Source organism: Citrobacter sp. Res13-Sevr-PEB04-36, from assembly GCF_015672735.1.
Classification (GTDB): Bacteria; Pseudomonadota; Gammaproteobacteria; order Enterobacterales; family Enterobacteriaceae; genus Citrobacter.
Genome location: NZ_JADABY010000014.1, coordinates 167,807 through 187,337, shown reverse-complemented (window position 1 = coordinate 187,337; position 19,531 = coordinate 167,807). Strand labels below are relative to the sequence as shown.

At 53.2% G+C, this 19,531-nt stretch carries 20 protein-coding genes; 5 read left to right on the top strand and 15 right to left on the bottom strand.

The features are described from left to right. Positions 1 to 50 precede the first annotated feature (50 nt). The 14 genes from IMQ48_RS04270 to IMQ48_RS04205 all read right to left on the bottom strand — a co-directional run bounded on the left by IMQ48_RS04270 (position 51) and on the right by IMQ48_RS04205 (position 11,697). Positions 51 to 413 (bottom strand): PRD domain-containing protein, encoded by a 363-nt coding sequence (locus IMQ48_RS04270; protein ID WP_181218611.1) that lies wholly within the window; start codon positions 411 to 413, stop codon positions 51 to 53. A 14-nt stretch (positions 414 to 427) separates the two neighbouring features. Further along, on the bottom strand, positions 428 to 1,333 hold the full coding sequence (gene yhfZ, locus IMQ48_RS04265; protein WP_196208082.1) for a GntR family transcriptional regulator YhfZ: 906 nt from the start codon (positions 1,331 to 1,333) through the stop codon (positions 428 to 430). A gap of 162 nt (positions 1,334 to 1,495) precedes the next feature. Further along, positions 1,496 to 2,500: a tryptophan--tRNA ligase gene (gene trpS / locus IMQ48_RS04260; RefSeq protein ID WP_196208037.1), complete on the bottom strand. Its 1,005-nt coding sequence runs from the start codon at positions 2,498 to 2,500 to the stop codon at positions 1,496 to 1,498. Continuing rightward, positions 2,493 to 3,251 (bottom strand): phosphoglycolate phosphatase, encoded by a 759-nt coding sequence (gph, locus tag IMQ48_RS04255; protein WP_196208036.1) that lies wholly within the window; start codon positions 3,249 to 3,251, stop codon positions 2,493 to 2,495. The genes trpS and gph overlap by 8 nt, the downstream gene beginning before the upstream one ends. Further along, the gene (gene rpe, locus IMQ48_RS04250; protein ID WP_096759286.1) at positions 3,244 to 3,921 is read right to left on the bottom strand and encodes a ribulose-phosphate 3-epimerase; all 678 of its coding nucleotides are present in this window, start codon (positions 3,919 to 3,921) and stop codon (positions 3,244 to 3,246) included. Before rpe ends, gph begins: the two co-directional genes overlap by 8 nt. Positions 3,922 to 3,938: 17 nt before the next feature. Further along, complete coding sequence (dam, locus tag IMQ48_RS04245) at positions 3,939 to 4,775, bottom strand: adenine-specific DNA-methyltransferase (RefSeq protein WP_196208035.1); 837 nt, start codon at positions 4,773 to 4,775, stop codon at positions 3,939 to 3,941. A gap of 117 nt (positions 4,776 to 4,892) precedes the next feature. Next, positions 4,893 to 6,203, bottom strand: coding sequence for a cell division protein DamX (gene damX, locus IMQ48_RS04240; protein ID WP_196208034.1), 1,311 nt, complete (start codon positions 6,201 to 6,203; stop codon positions 4,893 to 4,895). A gap of 96 nt (positions 6,204 to 6,299) precedes the next feature. Further along, positions 6,300 to 7,388 carry a 3-dehydroquinate synthase gene (aroB, locus tag IMQ48_RS04235; RefSeq protein ID WP_196208033.1) on the bottom strand — a complete coding sequence of 363 codons (1,089 nt, stop codon included), beginning with the start codon at positions 7,386 to 7,388 and terminating at the stop codon, positions 6,300 to 6,302. A 55-nt stretch (positions 7,389 to 7,443) separates the two neighbouring features. Continuing rightward, positions 7,444 to 7,965, bottom strand: a complete 522-nt coding sequence (gene aroK, locus IMQ48_RS04230) for a shikimate kinase AroK (protein ID WP_003023552.1) — start codon at positions 7,963 to 7,965, stop codon at positions 7,444 to 7,446. Positions 7,966 to 8,368: 403 nt separating this feature from the next. Next, positions 8,369 to 9,607 (bottom strand): DNA uptake porin HofQ, encoded by a 1,239-nt coding sequence (gene hofQ / locus IMQ48_RS04225; protein ID WP_196208032.1) that lies wholly within the window; start codon positions 9,605 to 9,607, stop codon positions 8,369 to 8,371. Then, positions 9,519 to 9,935 (bottom strand): HofP DNA utilization family protein, encoded by a 417-nt coding sequence (locus IMQ48_RS04220; RefSeq protein ID WP_196208031.1) that lies wholly within the window; start codon positions 9,933 to 9,935, stop codon positions 9,519 to 9,521. The genes hofQ and IMQ48_RS04220 overlap by 89 nt, the downstream gene beginning before the upstream one ends. After that, positions 9,925 to 10,395: a hypothetical protein gene (locus tag IMQ48_RS04215; protein ID WP_196208030.1), complete on the bottom strand. Its 471-nt coding sequence runs from the start codon at positions 10,393 to 10,395 to the stop codon at positions 9,925 to 9,927. The genes IMQ48_RS04220 and IMQ48_RS04215 overlap by 11 nt, the downstream gene beginning before the upstream one ends. Beyond that, entirely contained in the window at positions 10,379 to 10,918 is a 540-nt protein-coding gene (locus IMQ48_RS04210; RefSeq protein ID WP_196208029.1) for a PilN domain-containing protein, read from the bottom strand. Before IMQ48_RS04210 ends, IMQ48_RS04215 begins: the two co-directional genes overlap by 17 nt. Next, positions 10,915 to 11,697 carry a DNA utilization protein HofM gene (locus IMQ48_RS04205; protein WP_196208028.1) on the bottom strand — a complete coding sequence of 261 codons (783 nt, stop codon included), beginning with the start codon at positions 11,695 to 11,697 and terminating at the stop codon, positions 10,915 to 10,917. The genes IMQ48_RS04210 and IMQ48_RS04205 overlap by 4 nt, the downstream gene beginning before the upstream one ends. Positions 11,698 to 11,817: 120 nt before the next feature. On the opposite strand from IMQ48_RS04205, the gene mrcA reads away from it, so the two are divergent. Then, entirely contained in the window at positions 11,818 to 14,370 is a 2,553-nt protein-coding gene (gene mrcA / locus IMQ48_RS04200; RefSeq protein ID WP_196208027.1) for a peptidoglycan glycosyltransferase/peptidoglycan DD-transpeptidase MrcA, read from the top strand. Positions 14,371 to 14,464: 94 nt separating this feature from the next. On the opposite strand, the gene nudE is transcribed toward mrcA, so the two are convergent. Next, on the bottom strand, positions 14,465 to 15,025 hold the full coding sequence (gene nudE / locus IMQ48_RS04195) for an ADP compounds hydrolase NudE (protein ID WP_003827667.1): 561 nt from the start codon (positions 15,023 to 15,025) through the stop codon (positions 14,465 to 14,467). Between the two features lie 323 nt (positions 15,026 to 15,348). Here nudE and igaA point away from each other — a divergent pair, with 323 nt between their 5' ends. The 4 genes from igaA (at position 15,349) to hslO (ending at position 19,530) form a co-directional block, all read left to right on the top strand. After that, positions 15,349 to 17,484: an intracellular growth attenuator protein IgaA gene (gene igaA, locus IMQ48_RS04190; RefSeq protein WP_196208026.1), complete on the top strand. Its 2,136-nt coding sequence runs from the start codon at positions 15,349 to 15,351 to the stop codon at positions 17,482 to 17,484. Between the two features lie 62 nt (positions 17,485 to 17,546). Then, the gene (yrfG, locus tag IMQ48_RS04185) at positions 17,547 to 18,215 is read left to right on the top strand and encodes a GMP/IMP nucleotidase (protein WP_196208025.1); all 669 of its coding nucleotides are present in this window, start codon (positions 17,547 to 17,549) and stop codon (positions 18,213 to 18,215) included. Positions 18,216 to 18,225: 10 nt separating this feature from the next. Beyond that, positions 18,226 to 18,627, top strand: a complete 402-nt coding sequence (gene hslR, locus IMQ48_RS04180) for a ribosome-associated heat shock protein Hsp15 (RefSeq protein ID WP_146718096.1) — start codon at positions 18,226 to 18,228, stop codon at positions 18,625 to 18,627. A gap of 24 nt (positions 18,628 to 18,651) precedes the next feature. Next, positions 18,652 to 19,530 carry an Hsp33 family molecular chaperone HslO gene (hslO, locus tag IMQ48_RS04175; RefSeq protein WP_096759272.1) on the top strand — a complete coding sequence of 293 codons (879 nt, stop codon included), beginning with the start codon at positions 18,652 to 18,654 and terminating at the stop codon, positions 19,528 to 19,530. The last annotated feature ends 1 nt before the right edge of the window (position 19,531 follow it).

Here is a 19,531-nt window from a genome sequence, read left to right as displayed (position 1 = left end):
ATTCATTTTTTTGAATATTTAAGATGCGGTACGCCGATATTCGATTTACCTCAGACGCCTTCGTGCGCCGCCATCCATAATCCGTACAGGTTCGCCAACAGATACCCCTCTTCATTAGCATGTAGCGTCAGCGCAAACTCTTTCAACAACCCACAATGCACCAATAAAATAGTTGGCCAGTGGTTTGATTGCGCCAGCTCAGCCAGCAGTTCATCATCAAGAGCTTCGATCACTTCCCCCCGGCGGCTACGCATTAATGCGCTCGCCATATGGGTTATTGCCATTGCTCCCTGCTCGGTATGAACCGGTAAATGCCACTCTTCATCGAGTTGCTTCACTACCTGCAGCATGCCGCTGCAGATATCCTTGTCGATAACACCCGCTTCACACAACAGGTTCAGTCTGTTTTCCATCTTATGCCCTTCGCTTAATAACTGGGTTCCTGTTCACCATTTGCCACACGTTGCTGGTGGGCAAGCAGCGCGTCTTTGTTAACGACGGCACGGAGTAACTGCTGCATCGGATAATCATCTGTCCGGGTCAACACTACGGCTTCGGTGGCCTGCAGAAATCGCGGGTCGTTGGTCAGTGGCGTTGCTTCTAACCCCAGTACTGCCAGTTCAGCCTCCGCCACCACGTTCCAGATCACCGCATCTACATCCCCTTTCGCAATACGCTGCAGGCTTTCGTGATAAGGAAGGTCAATCAGCTCAACATCACGCTCACCAAAACAGGCCTCGGTCATAATTTTCTGATCCGCCGAGCGGTTATCCAGTCCCACCCTCTTCACTTGCCCGGACTCACCTTTACGACAGATAAGTTGGTGTTCGCCTACGTAAGTATGCGGTCCCAGTGCCAGTACGATGCGAAGCCCGTTTTGCGCAAGATAACTTTCTGCAGCCAGACGGGAAACTACCGCCATGTCGTAGACGCCATTGATCAGGCATTCCACACGGATATCCGCCCCACGCATATGTGCGTAATAAAACGGGATCCCGTCAAACTGCGCTTTCAGTCCACTCGCCAACCCTTCATACAAACGGGTATAGGGCAGCGGCATCGCACAGACCACATTATTGATATCGACATGCTTCAACAACGTGCGGTTATCCATCTCCACCAGGAAGCTGCCGTTACGCCCGCGACGCTCGATACGGATCGCTCCAGAGGATTCCAGCGTTTTCAGCGCCGCCTGTGTTAGCCCTACCGATGAATGACACTCAGCAGCCAGTTCATCGATAGTTTTCAAACGATTACCGCACTTCTCACCGAGAAGGTAACGGGCCAGGGTTGTCAGTACAACCCCCTCTTTCTTGATAAATGTCCGACGCATCATATATTTTCAGTAAATTGAATATTTATATCTTCATTAAATTGAAGATATAACGCAATAACGAAATGTGCAAACGGCGAAGCACTTCACAGTTTTTGTTGTTTGCAAACCGACAGACGAAAAAAAACCGGGGCTAACCCGGTTTTCGAAATACAGAGTAAATTACGGCTTGGCAACAAATCCAATCGCTTCATAAACCGCTTTCAGCGTTTCCGCTGCACGTACGCCAGCTTTTTCTGCGCCGTCTTTCATTACTTTCTGCAGGAAGGCTTCATCGTTACGGAAACGGTGATAACGCTCCTGAAGCTCAGTCAGCATACCGGACACGGCGTCTGCGACTTCACCCTTCAGGTGACCATACATCTTGCCTTCAAAGTGCTGCTCAAGTTCCGGGATGCTCTGACCGGTCACGGCAGAGAGAATATCCAGCAGGTTGGCGACACCCGCTTTATTCTGCACATCGTAGCGAACAACAGGCGGCTCGTCGGAATCCGTCATGGCGCGTTTGATTTTCTTCACCACAGATTTCGGATCTTCCAGCAGGCCGATCACGTTGTTGCGGTTGTCATCCGACTTAGACATTTTCTTCGTCGGCTCAAGCAGGGACATCACGCGTGCACCGGATTTCGGAATAAACGGCTCAGGTACTTTGAAGATGTCGCCATACAGTGCATTAAAACGCTGGGCGACGTCACGGCTCAGTTCCAGGTGCTGTTTCTGATCTTCCCCTACCGGTACCAGATTGGTCTGGTACAACAGAATATCGGCCGCCATCAGTACCGGGTAGTCGAACAAGCCGGCATTGATGTTTTCAGCGTAACGGGCAGATTTATCTTTGAACTGAGTCATGCGGCTCAGTTCGCCGAAATAGGTGTAGCAGTTCAGCGCCCAGCCTAACTGTGCATGTTCCGGCACGTGGGACTGAACGAAAATGGTGCTTTTCTCAGGATCGATACCACACGCCAGATACAGTGCCAGCGTGTCCAGCGTGGCTTTACGCAGCTTCTGCGCGTCCTGACGGACGGTGATAGCATGCTGGTCCACGATACAGTAGATGCAGTGGTAATCATCTTGCATGTTTACCCATTGACGCAGCGCACCCATATAGTTGCCAATGGTCAATTCACCTGAGGGCTGTGCGCCACTAAAAACGATGGGCTTAGTCATTTTTCAATTCCTGATTTTCGCTATACGGGAGCCCGAGTGCGGGCAGAAGGTCATTAATGCTGTCGTAAATTACATCCGGCTGGCTGAGGTCGATCCCTTCACCGTAGTTATACCCATACGTGAGGCCAACCGAAGGACAGCCTGCGGCTTTTGCCGCCTGAATATCATTGCGCGAATCACCGACAAAGAGCAATTGTTCAGGCGCGATCTCCATACGTGAGGCCACTAACAGCAGCGGGTCAGGATGCGGCTTTTTGTTCTTAACGTCGTCACCACCGATGACTACGCTAAAATACCTGGCGATATCCAGTGCATTAAGCAACGGTGCCACAAACGGCGTCGGCTTGTTAGTCACCAGACCTAACGGCAGGCCTTTCGCATGCAGCGCACCCAGCGTATCGGCAACGTGGGGGAATAAGAATGTCCCTTCTTCGGCAACGTCACCGTAATAGCGGTCAAACAGCTTACGTAAAATACGCACTTGCTCAACGGCAGGAATGTCGTCATCAACGGGAGGTTTACCCGTGGTTTTACGCAGCGTCGCGCGCTCAAGGCGAGCCCAGGTGAGCGCACGCTCCATCAATACATCCGCGCCATTACCAATCCAGGTAATCACACGTTCTTCACCTGCGGTGGGTAATTCCAGCGCATATAGCGCCATATCTACCGCGGCGGCTAATCCCGGCGCGCTATCAACCAGCGTACCGTCGAGGTCAAAAGCAACGCCCCGAATATCCTGAAATTTATCCATGACTTACCTTCGCCAGTTCATGGCGCATTTCATCAATGACTTTTTTGTAGTCAGGTTGGTCGAAAATCGCGGAGCCTGCGACAAACATATCCGCACCCGCTGCGGCGATTTCGCCGATATTGTTCACCTTAACGCCGCCATCAACTTCCAGGCGAATGTCATAGCCGGACTCATCAATACGGCGGCGGACTTCACGCAGCTTTTCCAGCGTTTGCGGAATGAAAGATTGCCCGCCAAAGCCTGGGTTAACGGACATCAGCAGGATCACATCGAGCTTATCCATCACGTAGTCCAGGTAGCTCAGCGGCGTGGCCGGGTTAAATACCAAACCCGCTTTACAGCCGTTCTCTTTGATCAGCTGTAAGGTGCGATCGACGTGTTCGGAGGCTTCCGGGTGAAAGGTAATGATGCTGGCGCCCGCGGCAGCGAAGTCCGGGATAATACGATCAACCGGCTTCACCATCAGATGCACATCAATAGGGGCGGTAATCCCATATTTGCGTAGTGATTTCAGTACCATCGGCCCGATAGTCAGGTTAGGTACATAATGGTTGTCCATGACATCGAAGTGCACAACATCGGCACCGGCAGCCAGGACGCTCGCGGTGTCCTCACCCAGGCGGGCAAAATCAGCCGACAGAATTGAGGGGGCAATCAAATACTGTTTCATCCGCTTCTCCTTGAGAATTACTTTTTCGCAGGCGTTACGACTCCTGGTTTGTACAGAGCCAGCAGTTCATTCACCTTTTTACGTGTGCCGCCGTTGCTGCTTATACTGCGCCGCACTTTGACCTGAAAATGCTTCGCCGCTCGGTACCACTCGCGCGTATCGGGCGTGTCGTGGTTCGAAATTAACACCGGGATCTGCTTACTGACCAGCTTTTCTGCCATCTCGGCCAGATGCGCCTGCTCTTTCGGGCTAAAGCTATTGGTGTGATACGCGGTGAAATTCGCCGTCGCCGAAAGCGGCGCATATGGCGGGTCGCAATAAACCACAGAGTTGATATCAGCGCGCTCCATGCACTCTTCATAGGAGAGGCAATGAAACTCTGCATTCTGCGCTTTTTCGGCAAAATGGTACAACTCTGCTTCCGGGAAGTAGGGTTTTTTATAACGGCCAAACGGCACGTTAAATTCGCCACGAAGGTTATACCGACACAGGCCGTTGTAACCAAAACGGTTGAGGTATAAGAACAGCACCGCGCGTCGGAATGGATCCTGGCTTGCGTTAAACTCTGTCCGGAACTGATAGTACACCTCAGACTGATTGGTCTCAGGAACAAACAGCTCACGCGAAGCCTGCACATACTCATCGGTACGTGACTTCACGATGTTATAGAGACTGATGAGGTCGCTGTTGATATCGGCAAGAATATAACGAGAAAAGTCGGTGTTAAGGAACACCGACCCGGCACCCACGAAGGGTTCAACAAGACAATCGCCCTGAGGCAAATGTCGTTTGATATCATCAAGCAGGGGGTATTTTCCCCCTGCCCACTTCAGAAAAGCGCGATTTTTTTTCATGCTGACTAACTAATTACACCTTCTCCGGCTGTGGAGAAAGCTCCGACAGCATCCTGCGCTTTAGTCTTTGTCCCGCAATTGGGCGAAACATCAAACCATTGCAGAACATATCCTATCTTACTTCAGATCGGCCTGAACCTGATGCAGCGGTTTCGCCCACGGGTTTTTCGCCTGAATGTCGGCTGGTAACGTAGACACCGCACGTTTTGCATCGTCTTTAGACGCATATACGCCCGTAACCAGAACATACCACGGTTGACCGTTACGCGTCGTCTGATACACCACGTAGTTCTTCAGGTTCTCTTTCTTCGCCCAACCGTTCAGGTTGTCGTAGTTAGAAGAACTGCTAAGCTGCAGAGTGTAATGACTGGACGGCGCCGATTTTAACGCCCCAACATTGCCTGCCGTTTTTGCACCACCCGCAACAGGCGTTGCCGTAGGTGCCGCAGGGGTAGCAGTCTGCGCAGGTGTGGTGGTACTGACGGTTGCTTTAGGCTCAGCTGTCGCTTTTGGCGCAGTCGTCGCCGCAGGTGCTTTGGTCGTAGTGACCGGTGCAGTTACTGGCGCAGTCGGTTCAGTGCGCTTTGCCTGAGCAACAGGTTTTGGCTCTGTCGGCATCGCTTTCACGGTCGTCTGCGGTTTGCTCTTCGGCTCAATAACGGCCTGTTTGCGTTCCGGGCGCGCAGTCGCGTGACGTTCAGTTGGCTCAGTTGTTGCAGGACGTGCGGTAGTGCCATTGCGAACGGGTGCAACGGTGGCAGGTTCGGTTGGCAGCGTGGAGTTCACGACCACGTTGTTCGCCTGTTCCTGACCTTGCTGCTGTGTCAGGGCATTATTCAGGTCGCCCTGAACTTCAACACGCTGTTGACCTTCAGCGGCAACAGGCTCTTGTCCCTGAGTCGGCGTAGAGGAAATCGGCGGCAGAGAAACATCCTGCTGCGCATTACCTGCTGGCTGCTCAGCACCTGTTGCAGGCTGAGTGGTGCTCGCCTGATCGGTCGCACTACTGCCAGAAAGATCGATACTCTTCTCGCCAGACGCCGTCTGATCGCTGGAAGAAGGAGATGAGGGGGCTTTCAACGCGGAACCGATGCCGATAATCAACAACAGCAACACCAGAACACCCACACCCATCATCATATATTGGCGAGAGGCTGGTTTGCTGGCGGCTTTCTTACGCTTACGAGGACGGCGTTCTACACGCTCTTCATCCACGGTATCGTCATCAGATTCATAGTCTTCTTCAATGTCTTGTTCTTCGTCACGTTCTTTACGCGCGCGCGCTGGACGACGATCGTCAGCATCCAGATCAACATCATCAAAATTGATTTGCGGCTCATTATCGCGTTCAGACGATTGACGAGAACGACCAGTACGACGATCGCTGGGATCGGGTTTCAGCTCGTCTTCTGGTTTGAATTCATCCATTTAACACCCCACTCAAAGGTTAATGCTTACGACGTTGCACATAACCTGAAGCTAAAAGACTTACGTCTTACAACGCAAGCCGGACCTTTCTTGTTGTTACGCCTGCTGACAATCAGCAATAGCGTTAAGAACCACCTCGTGCGACACTCCGCCGCGCACTTCACTCTTCCCTATTGCCAACGGAAGCACTAAACGAATCTCCCCCGCCAACACTTTTTTATCTCGCAGCATGTGCGGTAAATAGGCCTGAGTGGACATCTCACGTGGTCCATTAACCGGTAAGCCTGCCCGCTTCAGCAGCGTAATGATGCGCTGTGTGTCCACGGAGCAAAACTGACCCAGACGTTCTGACGTACGAGCAGCCATTACCATACCTGCGGCCACCGCTTCACCATGTAACCAATTGCCATAACCCATTTCAGCTTCGATTGCATGGCCAAACGTATGTCCCAGATTCAGTAAAGCACGTAAGCCCATTTCGCGCTCGTCTGCTGCGACAACTTCTGCTTTCAGCTCACAACAACGGCGGATACAGTACGCCATTGCCGGACCGTCCAGACGGAGTAATGCGTCCAGATTATCTTCCAGCCAGCTGAAAAATTCACCGTCAAGGATGATGCCGTATTTGATCACTTCCGCCAGACCCGACGCCAACTCACGCGCAGGAAGCGTTTTCAGACAATCGAGATCCACCACCACGGAGGCCGGTTGGTAAAAGGCACCAATCATATTTTTGCCAAGGGGATGGTTTACGGCTGTTTTGCCGCCAACGGAGGAATCAACCTGCGACAACAACGTTGTCGGGACTTGAATAAAACGTACGCCGCGCTGATAGCTGGCGGCTGCAAAACCGGTAAGATCGCCAATCACGCCGCCGCCAAGAGCAACCAGCGTGGTATCGCGACCGTGCGGTTTTTGCAGTAATGCTGTGAATACCGTATCCAGCACCGTCAGGCTTTTATACTGCTCGCCGTCAGGAAGGATGACGCTATCAACATTAACACCCGCCTGTTCAAGTACGCCGCGAATCTTATCGAGATAAAGGGGAGCCAGAGTTTCGTTGGTCACCAACATAACCTGATCGCCCGATTTCAGCGGTAAGAATGAAGCCGGTTCATTAAACAAACCAGCCGCGATGGTGATAGGGTAACTACGTTCCCCGAGAGTGACTGTAATCCTCTCCATGACGCGACATCCACCTTAGTTACTTGTACCCGCAGACGAGTGTATTAAGCCAGAATCAGTTGCTTTCCAACATATGAATAATCTGGTTTGCCACGACTTTAGCGCTCTGATCATCGGTGCGAATGGTCACGTCAGCAATCTCTTCATACAGAGGATTGCGTTCGTCAGCCAACGCTTCCAGAACTTCGCGAGGCGGTGATTCTACCTGCAGCAGCGGGCGTTTCTTGTCGCGTTGAGTTCGCGCAAGTTGTTTTTCAATTGTCGTTTCAAGATAGACCACGACGCCACGCGCGGAAAGACGGTTACGTGTTTCACGTGATTTTACAGAGCCACCGCCAGTTGCCAGCACAATACCCTGTTTTTCCGTCAACTCGTTGATGACTTTTTCTTCGCGATCGCGGAAGCCGTCTTCACCTTCTACATCGAAGACCCAGCCCACATCAGCTCCGGTTCGTTTCTCAATCTCTTGATCAGAATCGTAAAATTCCATATTGAGTTGTTGAGCTAACTGGCGCCCAATAGTGCTTTTTCCGGCACCCATAGGCCCAACCAGAAAGATATTGCGTTTCTCTGCCATTTTTTCGGTACTACTAAGACTATTCGTTAATGGTAAACCCGCTTCGCAGATACTCAGCGCAGCAGGACATGAACTGAAACCTCATAAGATATTGCGAGAGTCAGACTGAAAATTATCTCAATACTCAAGCGGGTTTGGCAACTGAATAAATCACCAAACCTTTCGCATTTCTGGTCGTGGCAGGCGTATTGCCCTGCAAACATCAGGCCTGGCGACGAATCGCACGGCCAAATGACGCCAAATCAACCCATGACACACCACCAGAAAGGCAAAGCGTATTACCGGTGCACGAGTAAAGAAAAGTACCGACGCTCAAATCGGTACTCCTTGTATGCTAAATACACCCGCACGTCAAATTTCTGAAACGTGTTCAGTGCAAAAACAACGGCTTTTCATGCATAAATTATTCGCTTGAGACCAGTCTGGGCGTAATAAAAACCACTAACTCGCGCCGCTCATCCTCTTTGCCGTCATGGCGAAATAAATAACCAAGCCAGGGGATATCACCTAACAACGGCACACTGTCTGCCGCAGATTTATTCTTGTGTGAAAAAATCCCGCCCAGTGCAATTGTCTCTCCGCTTTTTACTTCGACCAGCGTTTCAATCTCCTGCTTATCGATAGCCAGTACTTCACCATCCGCCTGTTGTAACACCTGCCCTGGAACATTCTGGCTGATATGCAACTTTAGTCTAATTCGCCCTTTCTGCAGCACGGTGGGTGTGACCTCCATCCCCAACACGGCTTCCTTGAATTCGACGGATGTCGCGCCGCTTTCCCCGCTGGAGACCTGGTAGGGGATCTCACTGCCCTGCTTAATACTGGCAGGTTGCAGGTGAGATGCCAGTAATCGTGGGCTGGCGATAATATCAAGCTGCTGTTTTTGCTCCAGTGCAGACAGCTCCAAATCCAGTAAACGACCATTGATGCGACCAATGTTGAACCCTACACGCGACGTCGCAGCGGGCACGGAAAGATCGCTGGCAAGCGCCGTGATGTTACCCACCGCCCCCGCTTGCTGGGCATCGGCCAGTGACCACTTCACACCCAGCTCTCGCAGGCTTTTTTCGTTAATCGTGACGATGTGTGCCGCCAGTTCTACCTGTTCAACCGGCAAGTCCATTTGCGCCACCCACGTTTCCAGCGCCATCAGCGCGGTTTTGTTATCACGAACCAGCAATCGATTCGTGCGTTTATCCACCGTCATACTGCCTTTGGCACTCAGCAGTTTCTCACCTGCTTTTGCCAGTTCAATTGCGTCAGCATACTGCAAAACGAGGCTACGATGTTCCAGCGGAAGAAGGGCCTGAAGCCGCGCTTGCTCACTCTCCTGGCGTGCCGCATTTTCAGTCTGCCTGTTCACCGAATGCACATGCAGAATGCTCCCCTCCAGGCGCAACACCAGCCCAGCGCTTTTTACCACCGTCTGAAATGCCTGCTTCCACGGGACATCAGTCAGGTGCAACGACAGCACACCGCCAACATCGGGCGAAATCACCAGATTTTTGCCTTCCTGTTCAGCCAGCGCCTGCAATACCTGAACCACGGGAACATCATCCACCACCAGCGTCACGTTTTGTGCTTTTCCCGCCAGTACGCTGGGTATGACCACCATCAGCATCACGGCTATCCATCGATTCATTCCCTTCTCCTTGTCCTTGTCCTTGTCGTTGCCACTGCCAGCGTGACGGCTCACAGTCTTTACCCGTCTCAATAGTTACGTGTTGTGCTGAAATGTGAGAAACCGTCCACCCGCTATTCAGCGCCTCATGCAGTTCGATCCGCCGCCATTTATGCCTACCATCCTGAACCAGACCGATCACGCGTGGTCCCCGGCTCACCGTACCGTGATATCGCCACGTCGATAGCTCAGTGATATGGCAACGATCCTCTGGTGGCTGGAAGGGATCACGCATACCGGTCAGCATCAGCAGGCTAATCCCCACCAACAGCCCATGCTTAACCGCCATTCGGACGCTCCAGTTGCAGCGTTAGCATCAGCTCTTCATTCTCCAGGTGAAGAGAAAAACCGTTAACGCGCATCCCCCGTTCCGCCAGCCGGACAAACATTGGCGGGACAGCATCCCAGGCAGGCTTCAACGTCATCTCCCCTCCCTGCGCAGAAGGCTGCCAGTGAATCAGGCGTGAAACAGGAGTCTGAAAATCCAGAGCAGAAAAAGGTATCGTCTTCTCGTCAGCAGCCCAAAGAGAGGGCTCAGCCGGTGTCGCCAGTTGGCACAGGCTCCGCCATTGCGCATTGTTTTCTACGCGTTGCTGCACCAGCACCTCTCGTTGTGCATTGCGCTCCTGGTGTAGCGGATAAAACAGGCATAACACGACCACGAGTATCATGCCGAAACTCCAGCCGCCCCAGTAGACGACTCGACAACGCGGCGACAAGGCCAACCAACATTCACAGAACGCGTTCATGCATCACGCTCCGCGTCAGGCGATAGTGGAATTGCCAACGGCCCTGTGCATCCTGCAGCGTTTCACCGGGGCTGCCTAAACGAAAAAAGGGCTGTTTGCGTAATTGCGTTTCCAACGCATTGAGTGCGCTAAAGTTCTGCGCCATTCCTCTCAGCTCCAGCACCTCATGCTGCCAGGTCAGGGTTGTCAGCCACGCCTGTTCTGGCAGTATATTCACCAGTCCTACAAGCATCGGCTGCCAGCTTCGCGTCTGGTCACGCTGCGTTTTACGCTGCTGTCGCTGTTGCCATTGTTGTTGGCGCTGGAGTAAATGCGTTTTTTGTGCAACAAGCGCCTCGCCCCGTGTTTTCTCAGCGGCTATCCATATATCAGTCGCCCGGTTGCCTTCAATGACGACGGTGTAATAGCGCAATGCACAACCAACGATCAGCAGCAGTGAACCGCTAAATAGCACCCCCCAAAACCGCAGGCAGGCGCGCCGCTGAGACTGACGCCATGGGAGGAGATTAATGGTCGCTATCATCGGTCTGTTTCCCCCATTGCTAGCCCAAGCGCAATAGTAAAGATGTGGCTTTCAGGCGGAATGGGCGGCTGACGAACAGACACCACGCTTAAGGGATCAAAGCCGCCGGGCTCACACAACGCAATCTGTTCAGGGGCAAACGATAATGTCGCGGCAAGATCGTCGATAGCGTGACTGTCGCCCGCCAATTTGCGCCCCCACGCATAGCGGGTCGCCCACAACCACTGCGCGTCATCGCGCCAGGCCAGGCACTGCTGATGCGCCGGTAAGTACGGTATAAAGCGCTGTAACGCGCTGGCATCCGGCGTAATGGCGGTTATTTGTACTTTCAGCGTTTGCATCAACGTCAGGAGGGTCGACACCTCTTTGCTTTGCGCGGCGGTCACGTTAAACGCCGGACTTAAGGTGTCTTCGCTATAATCGAATTGCAGCGCATTGGGGTCCATATCTAACTCACGCGCCATCGACCCGGATAACCACGTCGTTTGCTCTGGCTCACGCAGAGTCATGGCTGGGCGTGGGAACTTTTTTTGTAACGTCCTGTGGGCGGGAAAGGACAGATGAATGTGATGTCTGCGGGGAAGTTCACGACTCCACGGCAACAACACCTCGGTAAGCTGCTCAGGTGCGCGAATATGTCCGTCGACAATCGCCTGGCCTGCCAACGGCAACCGCCACCAGCGCTGTAGAAACCAGCCGGATGCGTCGCGAACGATAGCCACAGCCAGTACTTCATGTTGCTGAATATGCAGACCAATTTTCCAGATATTGAAAGCCATTGCTGATGATCTCCTTATCACCCGTTGCTCTAACGGGTATATCAATGCGTCTGGCTTGCCTTTATACTACCGCGCGTTTGTTTATAAACTGCCCAAATGCCACTAAATGGGAAATCTCCAGTGAAGTTCGTAAAGTATTTATTAATCCTTGCAGTATGTTGCATCCTGCTGGGAGCAGGCTCGGTTTATGGCCTCTATCGCTATATTGAGCCTCAATTACCTGACGTCGCGACGTTAAAAGATGTGCGTTTGCAGATCCCGATGCAGGTTTACAGCGCTGACGGCGAACTGATCGCGCAGTATGGCGAGAAACGTCGAATTCCAGTCACGCTGGATCAGATGCCGCCGGAAATGGTCAAAGCCTTTATCGCCACCGAAGACAGCCGCTTTTACGAGCATCACGGCGTTGACCCGGTGGGGATCTTCCGTGCGGCCAGCGTCGCGCTGTTCTCCGGACACGCGTCGCAAGGGGCGAGTACCATCACCCAACAGTTGGCGAGAAACTTCTTCCTCAGCCCGGAACGTACGCTGATGCGTAAGATCAAAGAGGTGTTCCTCGCGATCCGCATCGAGCAACTGCTGAGTAAAGATGAAATCCTCGAGCTTTATCTGAATAAGATCTACCTGGGGTATCGTGCCTATGGTGTAGGTGCCGCGGCACAAGTCTATTTCGGTAAGACGGTTGACCAGCTTAGCTTAAGTGAGATGGCGGTCATTGCCGGTCTGCCAAAAGCGCCATCAACCTTCAACCCGCTCTATTCAATGGACCGGGCTACCGCGCGACGTAACGTGGTGCTGTCGCGTATGTTAAGCGAAAACTACATCACGCAGGCCCAGTACGATCAGGCGCGCAGCGAAGCCATTGACGCCAACTATCACGCGCCGGAAATCGCCTTCTCTGCACCGTATCTGTCTGAGATGGTGCGCCAGGAAATGTATAGCCGTTATGGTGAAAAAGCCTATGAAGACGGGTATCGCATCACCACCACCATTACACGCAAAGTCCAGCAGGCGGCCCAGCAGGCCGTGCGTAATAACGTCATGGATTACGACATGCGCCACGGCTACCGCGGCCCGTCAAATGTGCTGTGGAAAGTGGGCGAAAGTACCTGGGATACCAAGAAAATCACCGACACGCTGAAAGCGCTGCCGACCTACGGGCCATTACTCCCGGCGGCAGTAACCAGCGCCAACCCGCAGGAAGCCACTGCAATGCTGGCAGACGGCACGTCGGTGGCATTGCGTATGGAAGGCATGCGCTGGGCACGCCCTTACCGCTCCGATACCCAACAGGGCCCGACGCCACGAAAAGTGACCGATGTTGTCCAGACGGGTCAGCAAATCTGGGTCCGCCAGGTCGGTGATGCCTGGTGGCTGGCACAAGTTCCGGACGTCAACTCCGCGCTGGTCTCCATCAATCCGCAAAACGGCGCGGTAATGGCACTGGTTGGTGGCTTTGATTTCAACCAGAGCAAGTTTAACCGTGCCACCCAGGCGTTACGTCAGGTCGGGTCGAATATCAAACCGTTCCTCTACACTGCCGCAATGGATAAAGGCCTGACGCTGGCCAGTATGCTGAATGACGTCCCAATTTCTCGCTGGGATGCAGGTGCGGGTTCCGACTGGCAGCCGAAAAACTCACCACCGCAATACGCCGGCCCTATCCGCTTACGTCAGGGGCTGGGACAGTCGAAAAACGTGGTGATGGTTCGCGCCATGCGCGCGATGGGCGTGGATTATGCGGCAGAGTATCTGCAACGTTTTGGTTTCCCGGCACAAAACATTGTTCATACCGAATCGCTGGCGCTGGGTTCCGCCTCGTTCACTCCGCTACAGGTTGCACGCGGCTACGCGGTGATGGCCAACGGCGGTTTCCTGGTTGATCCGTACTTCATCAGCAAGATTGAAACCGATCAGGGCGGCGTTATCTTCGAGGCGAAGCCAAAAATTGCCTGCCCGGAATGTGATATTCCGGTGATTTATGGTGATACCCAGAAATCTAACGTGCTGGAAAACAGTAACGTTGAAGACGTTGCTATTTCTCAGGAACAGCAAAACGCTGCTGTACCAATGCCGCAACTGGAGCAGGCGAATCAGGCGCTGGTCGCGCAAAGCGGAACCCAGGAATACGCCCCGCACGTGATCAACACGCCGTTGGCGTTCCTGATTAAAAGTGCGCTGAACACCAATATCTTTGGTGAACCAGGTTGGATGGGAACCGGCTGGCGTGCAGGTCGCGATTTACAACGTCGTGATATCGGCGGTAAAACCGGGACCACCAACAGCTCGAAAGATGCCTGGTTCTCCGGCTACGGCCCTGGGGTCGTGACCTCGGTATGGATCGGTTTTGATGACCATCGCCGCAACCTTGGACACTCTACGGCTTCAGGTGCTATCAAAGATCAGATCTCCGGCTATGAAGGGGGGGCGAAGAGTGCCCAGCCAGCGTGGGATGCCTACATGAAGAGTGTGTTAGAGGGCGTACCAGAGCAGCCGCTGACGCCACCGCCAGGTATCGTAACGGTCAATATCGATCGTAGCACCGGCCAACTGGCGAGCGGCGGCAACAGTCGTGAAGAGTATTTTATTGAAGGGACGCAGCCGACACAGCAGGCGGTTCATGAAGTGGGAACCACCATTATCGATAACGGTGAGACGCACGAACTGTTCTGATCTTCGCCGGATGACGCTTCGTTTATCCGGCCTACTTAGCGCAACATTGTAGGCCGGATAAGACGCCTCTGGCGTCACCTTCCGGCGCTATACGCTACAGCCGTCCCTGCCCTTTCAGCCATTCGCGTACCAGAAACAGCGCACTCACATTACGCGCTTCGTGAAAATCTGGATCTTCTAACAAGTCCATCAAATGCGCCAGCGGCCAGCGCACCTGCGGCAACGGCTCGGGCTCATCACCTTCCAGCGATTCAGGATACAGATCCTCTGCCACCACGATGTTCATCTTGCTGGAGAAATAGGACGGCGCCATGCTGAGTTTTTTCAAAAATGTCAGATCCTTCGCCCCAAAGCCGACCTCTTCTTTCAGCTCCCGATTCGCCGCTTCGAACACGCTTTCACCAGGATCGATTAACCCTTTGGAAAAACCAAGCTCATAAGATTCGGTCCCGACCGCGTATTCGCGGATAAGAATCAGGTGGTCATCAACAATCGGCACAATCATTACCGCTTCGCGCGTGGACGGACGCATACGTTCGTAGACGCGGCGTACGCCGTTGCTGAATTCAAGGTCAACACTTTCGACTTTAAACAGTCGGGATTGTGCGACAGTTTCCACTTTCAAAATCGTGGGTTTTTGTAATGATTTGCTCATTGTGAGGATCTTTGCCGTGAAATCTAGGGTCATTGTGCGATATACCGCACGGTTTCGGCAATGTGAATTGCCGTTTATTTACATTTATGTAACGTACTAAAAGTTAATTCCCATTTCAAATTAAAAGTCAATAGGTTGAAATAACTCCAGGAATTTGCTGATATGCCGTTTTTAGTGATTTTGCTATGATTTGCATTTACTGGGCTGTACTTTAAAGATGCTCAAGTTCAACTCCACGCTTGCCGATAGCCAACGACAAAATCACGATTATTTTCCAGGGTGCAACTGACCACGCCTGACAGACTAAGTAAGATGGGGAAAGCATGAGCACCATTTTGATTTTTTTAGCTGCTTTGCTGGCCTGCTCGTTGCTTGCAGGGTGGCGACTCAGATCAAAATCCAGGCGACAAAAATTGCCCTGGAGCAACGTATTCTCAGACGCCGATAAGCGTAAACTGACGTCTGAAGAGCGCAGCGCAGTCGAAAACTATCTGGAAAACCTGAGTCAAAACCAGCAGGTTCCTGGCCCAACAGGTGCCAGTTCCGCCCCCGTATCGCTGACGCTGAATGCCCAAAGTAATAGCGTCATTGTGTTGACTCATTCAATTACGCGCTATGGCATCACTACCGACGATCCCAACAAGTGGCGTTATTATCTGGATTCCGTCGAGGTGCATTTGCCTCCCTTCTGGGAACAATACATCAATGACGAAAATAGCGTTGAGCTAATCCACACAAATACGCTACCGCTGGTGATCTCGTTAAACGGCCATACGCTGCAAGAATATATGCAGGAAGCGCGTGGCTATGCGTTGCAGCACACTGCATCAACCCAGGCCTCCATTCGCGGTGAAGAAAGCGAGCAGATTGAGCTGCTGAATATTCGCCAGGAAACACATGAAGAGTATGCGCTGAGCCGCCCGACAGGACTTCGCGAAGCGTTGCTGATTGCTGCGTCCTTCCTGCTGTTCTTCTTTTGCTTAATCGTGCCGGATGGCTTTGTACCGTGGATGGCCGGTGGTGCCGTATTGCTGCTGGCCGCGGGCCTGTGGGGACTGTTCGCCCCGCCGTCTAAAACCGCCCTGCGGGAGATCCATTGCCTGCGCGGAACCCCTCGTCGTTGGGGGCTTTTTGGCGAAAACGACCAGGAGCAAATTAATAATATCTCACTGGGTATTATCGATCTGATTTATCCACCTCACTGGCAGCCCTACATTGCGCAAGATCTTGGGCAACAAACAGATATCGATATTTACCTCGATCGCCACGTTGTGCGCCAGGGCCGTTTTTTATCCCTGCATGACGAAGTGAAAAACTTCCCCTTGCAGCACTGGCTACGCAGCGCCGTTATCGCAGGCGGGTCACTGCTGGTCCTGCTGATGCTGCTGTTCTGGATCCCGCTGGATATGCCGATAAAATTCACGCTTTCCTGGATGAAAGGTGCGCAAACTATCGAGGCCACCAGCGTTAAGCAGCTCGAAAACGCCGGGGTTCGTGTCGGTGATACCCTGCATCTGAGCGGCACGGGAATGTGCAATATTCATACGTCCGGAAGCTGGAACGCACAGCCCACCACGCCTTTTCTGCCTTTCGATTGCTCACAGATTATCTGGAATGATGCCCGCGCGCTGCCGCTGCCCGAGTCCGATTTGGTGAATAAAGCTACGGCACTCACGCAGGCCGTCAGCCGTCAACTGCACCCCAAACCCGATGATGATTCCCGTGTCAGCGCATCGTTACGCTCGGCCATTCAAAAATCCGGCATGGTGCTGCTGGATGATTTTGGCGAGATTGTTCTGAAGACCGCCGACCTGTGCGCCGCCGAAGATGAATGTGTGCGCCTGAAAAATGCGCTGGTCAATCTGGGGAACAGCAAAGACTGGACCGCGCTGGTGAAGCGTGCGAACGCAGGTAAGCTGGATGGTGTTAACGTGTTGCTGCGCCCGGTCAGCGCCGAGTCGCTGGATAATCTGGTTAATACCTCCACCGCACCGTTTATTGCACGTGAGACTTCCCGCGCAGCTCAGGCACTGAACAGCCCCGCACCAGGTGGCTTCCTGATTATCAGCGACGAAGGCAGCGACCTCGTCGATCAACCCTGGCCCGCCACATCGTTGTATGACTATCCGCCTCAGGAGCAGTGGAACGCCTTCCAGCGTCTGGCGCAGATGCTCATGCAAACGCCGTTCCGCGCGGAAGGGATCGTCACCAATATCACGACCGACGCCAACGGAACCCAGCACATCGGCCTGCATCGTATCCCGGATCGTTCAGGGCTGTGGCGTTACCTCGGCACCACCTTACTGATGTTCTCCATGCTGGGTTGTGCACTCTATAACGGCGTTCAGGCGTTCAGACGCTACCAGCGCCACCGTTCACGCATCGCAGAAATTCAGGGATACTACGAAAGTTGCCTGAATCCCACGCTGATTGACGATCCGGAAAGCCTCATTCGATAACACGCCCGCGCAACAGGATATGCTACCCTGTCGCGCATCATGTGTTCCTCTGGGGAGTTCTTATGCATATCAATATCGCCTGGCAAAATGTTGATACCGTGTTGCTGGATATGGACGGTACGCTGCTGGATCTGGCGTTCGATAACTATTTCTGGCAAAAACTGGTGCCGGAAACGTATGGCGCACAGCAGGGTATCTCTCCCGAGGAAGCCCAGAACTATATTCGCCAGCAATACCATGCCGTGCAGCATACGCTAAACTGGTACTGCCTGGATTACTGGAGCGAGCGCCTGGGTCTGGATATTTGCGCCATGACAACAGCCCAAGGGCCGCGCGCCGTGCTGCGTGAAGATACGGTGCCCTTTCTTGATGCCCTAAAAGCCAGCGGCAAGCGGCGTATTTTACTGACCAACGCGCATCCACATAACCTGGCGGTGAAGCTGGAGCATACCGGTCTGGCCTCACACCTTGATTTATTACTTTCCACCCATACATTTGGTTATCCCAAAGAGGATCAGCGGTTATGGCACGCTGTAGCTGAAGAAACGGGAATGCATGCTGAGAAAACGCTGTTTATTGACGACAGCGAAGCCATTCTCGACGCCGCTGCTCAATTCGGCATTCGTTACTGCCTCGGCGTGACCAATCCCGATTCAGGTATTGCGGAAAAACAGTATGCACGCCATCCGTCACTGAATGACTACCGCCGACTGATCCCCTCACTGATGTGAAGGAGATGCCATGAAAGAGAAGCCCCCTGTTGACGTCAGGCTGGATAAATGGCTGTGGGCTGCGCGTTTTTATAAAACGCGTGCGATAGCTCGCGAAATGGTTGAAGGCGGTAAGGTGCATTACAACGGGCAGCGTAGTAAGCCAAGCAAGATTGTCGAGCTGAATGCCACCCTCACCCTGCGCCAGGGAAATGACGAGCGGACGGTGATTGTTAAGGCCATTACCGAACAGCGTCGCCCGGCAACGGAAGCCGTTACGCTGTACGAAGAAACCGCGCAAAGCGTGGAAAAGCGCGAAAAAATAGCGCTGGCACGTAAACTTAACGCGTTGACCATGCCGCACCCGGACAGGCGACCGGACAAAAAAGAGCGCCGCGACCTGTTACGATTTAAACACGGCGACAGTGAATGACTGTCACCCGCAAGAGAGATGATTATGCCGCAACATGACCAATTACATCGCTATCTGTTTGAAAACTTTGCCGTGCGCGGCGAGCTGGTAACCGTTTCACAAACCCTGCAACAGATCCTCGAAAACCATACTTACCCACAGCCGGTCAAAACCGTACTGGCCGAGCTGCTGGTCGCCACCAGCCTGCTGACCGCTACGCTAAAGTTTGCCGGTGATATCACCGTACAGCTCCAGGGCGATGGCCCGCTGAGCCTGGCGGTGATTAACGGTAACAACAAGCAGCAGATGCGCGGTGTCGCGCGCATTCAGGGCGATATCCCTGAAGATGCAGATCTGAAAACGCTGGTCGGTAACGGCTATCTGGTGATCACCATTACACCGGAAGAAGGTGAACGCTATCAGGGCGTGGTGGGTTTGGAAGGTGACACGCTGGCCGCCTGTCTGGAAGATTACTTCCTGCGTTCAGAACAGCTGCCAACGCGTCTGTTTATCCGCACTGGCGACGTCGATGGCAAGCCAGCAGCAGGCGGTATGCTGCTGCAGGTGATGCCGGCACAAGACGCGCAGGCCGATGATTTCACCCACCTCGCCACGCTAACGGAAACCATTAAAGCCGAAGAGCTGCTGACGCTGCCAGCGAATGATGTGCTGTGGCGTTTGTATCACGAGGAAGAGGTGACCCTGTACGATCCGCAGGACGTGGTGTTCAAATGCACCTGTTCACGTGAACGTTGTGCAGACGCGCTTAGAACCCTGCCGGACGAAGAGGTGGACAGCATTCTGGCGGAAGAAGGCGAGATCGATATGAATTGCGATTACTGCGCGAGCCACTATCTGTTTAACGCGATGGATATTGCCGAGATCCGCAACAACGCATCCCCTGCAGACCCGCAAGTGCATTAAG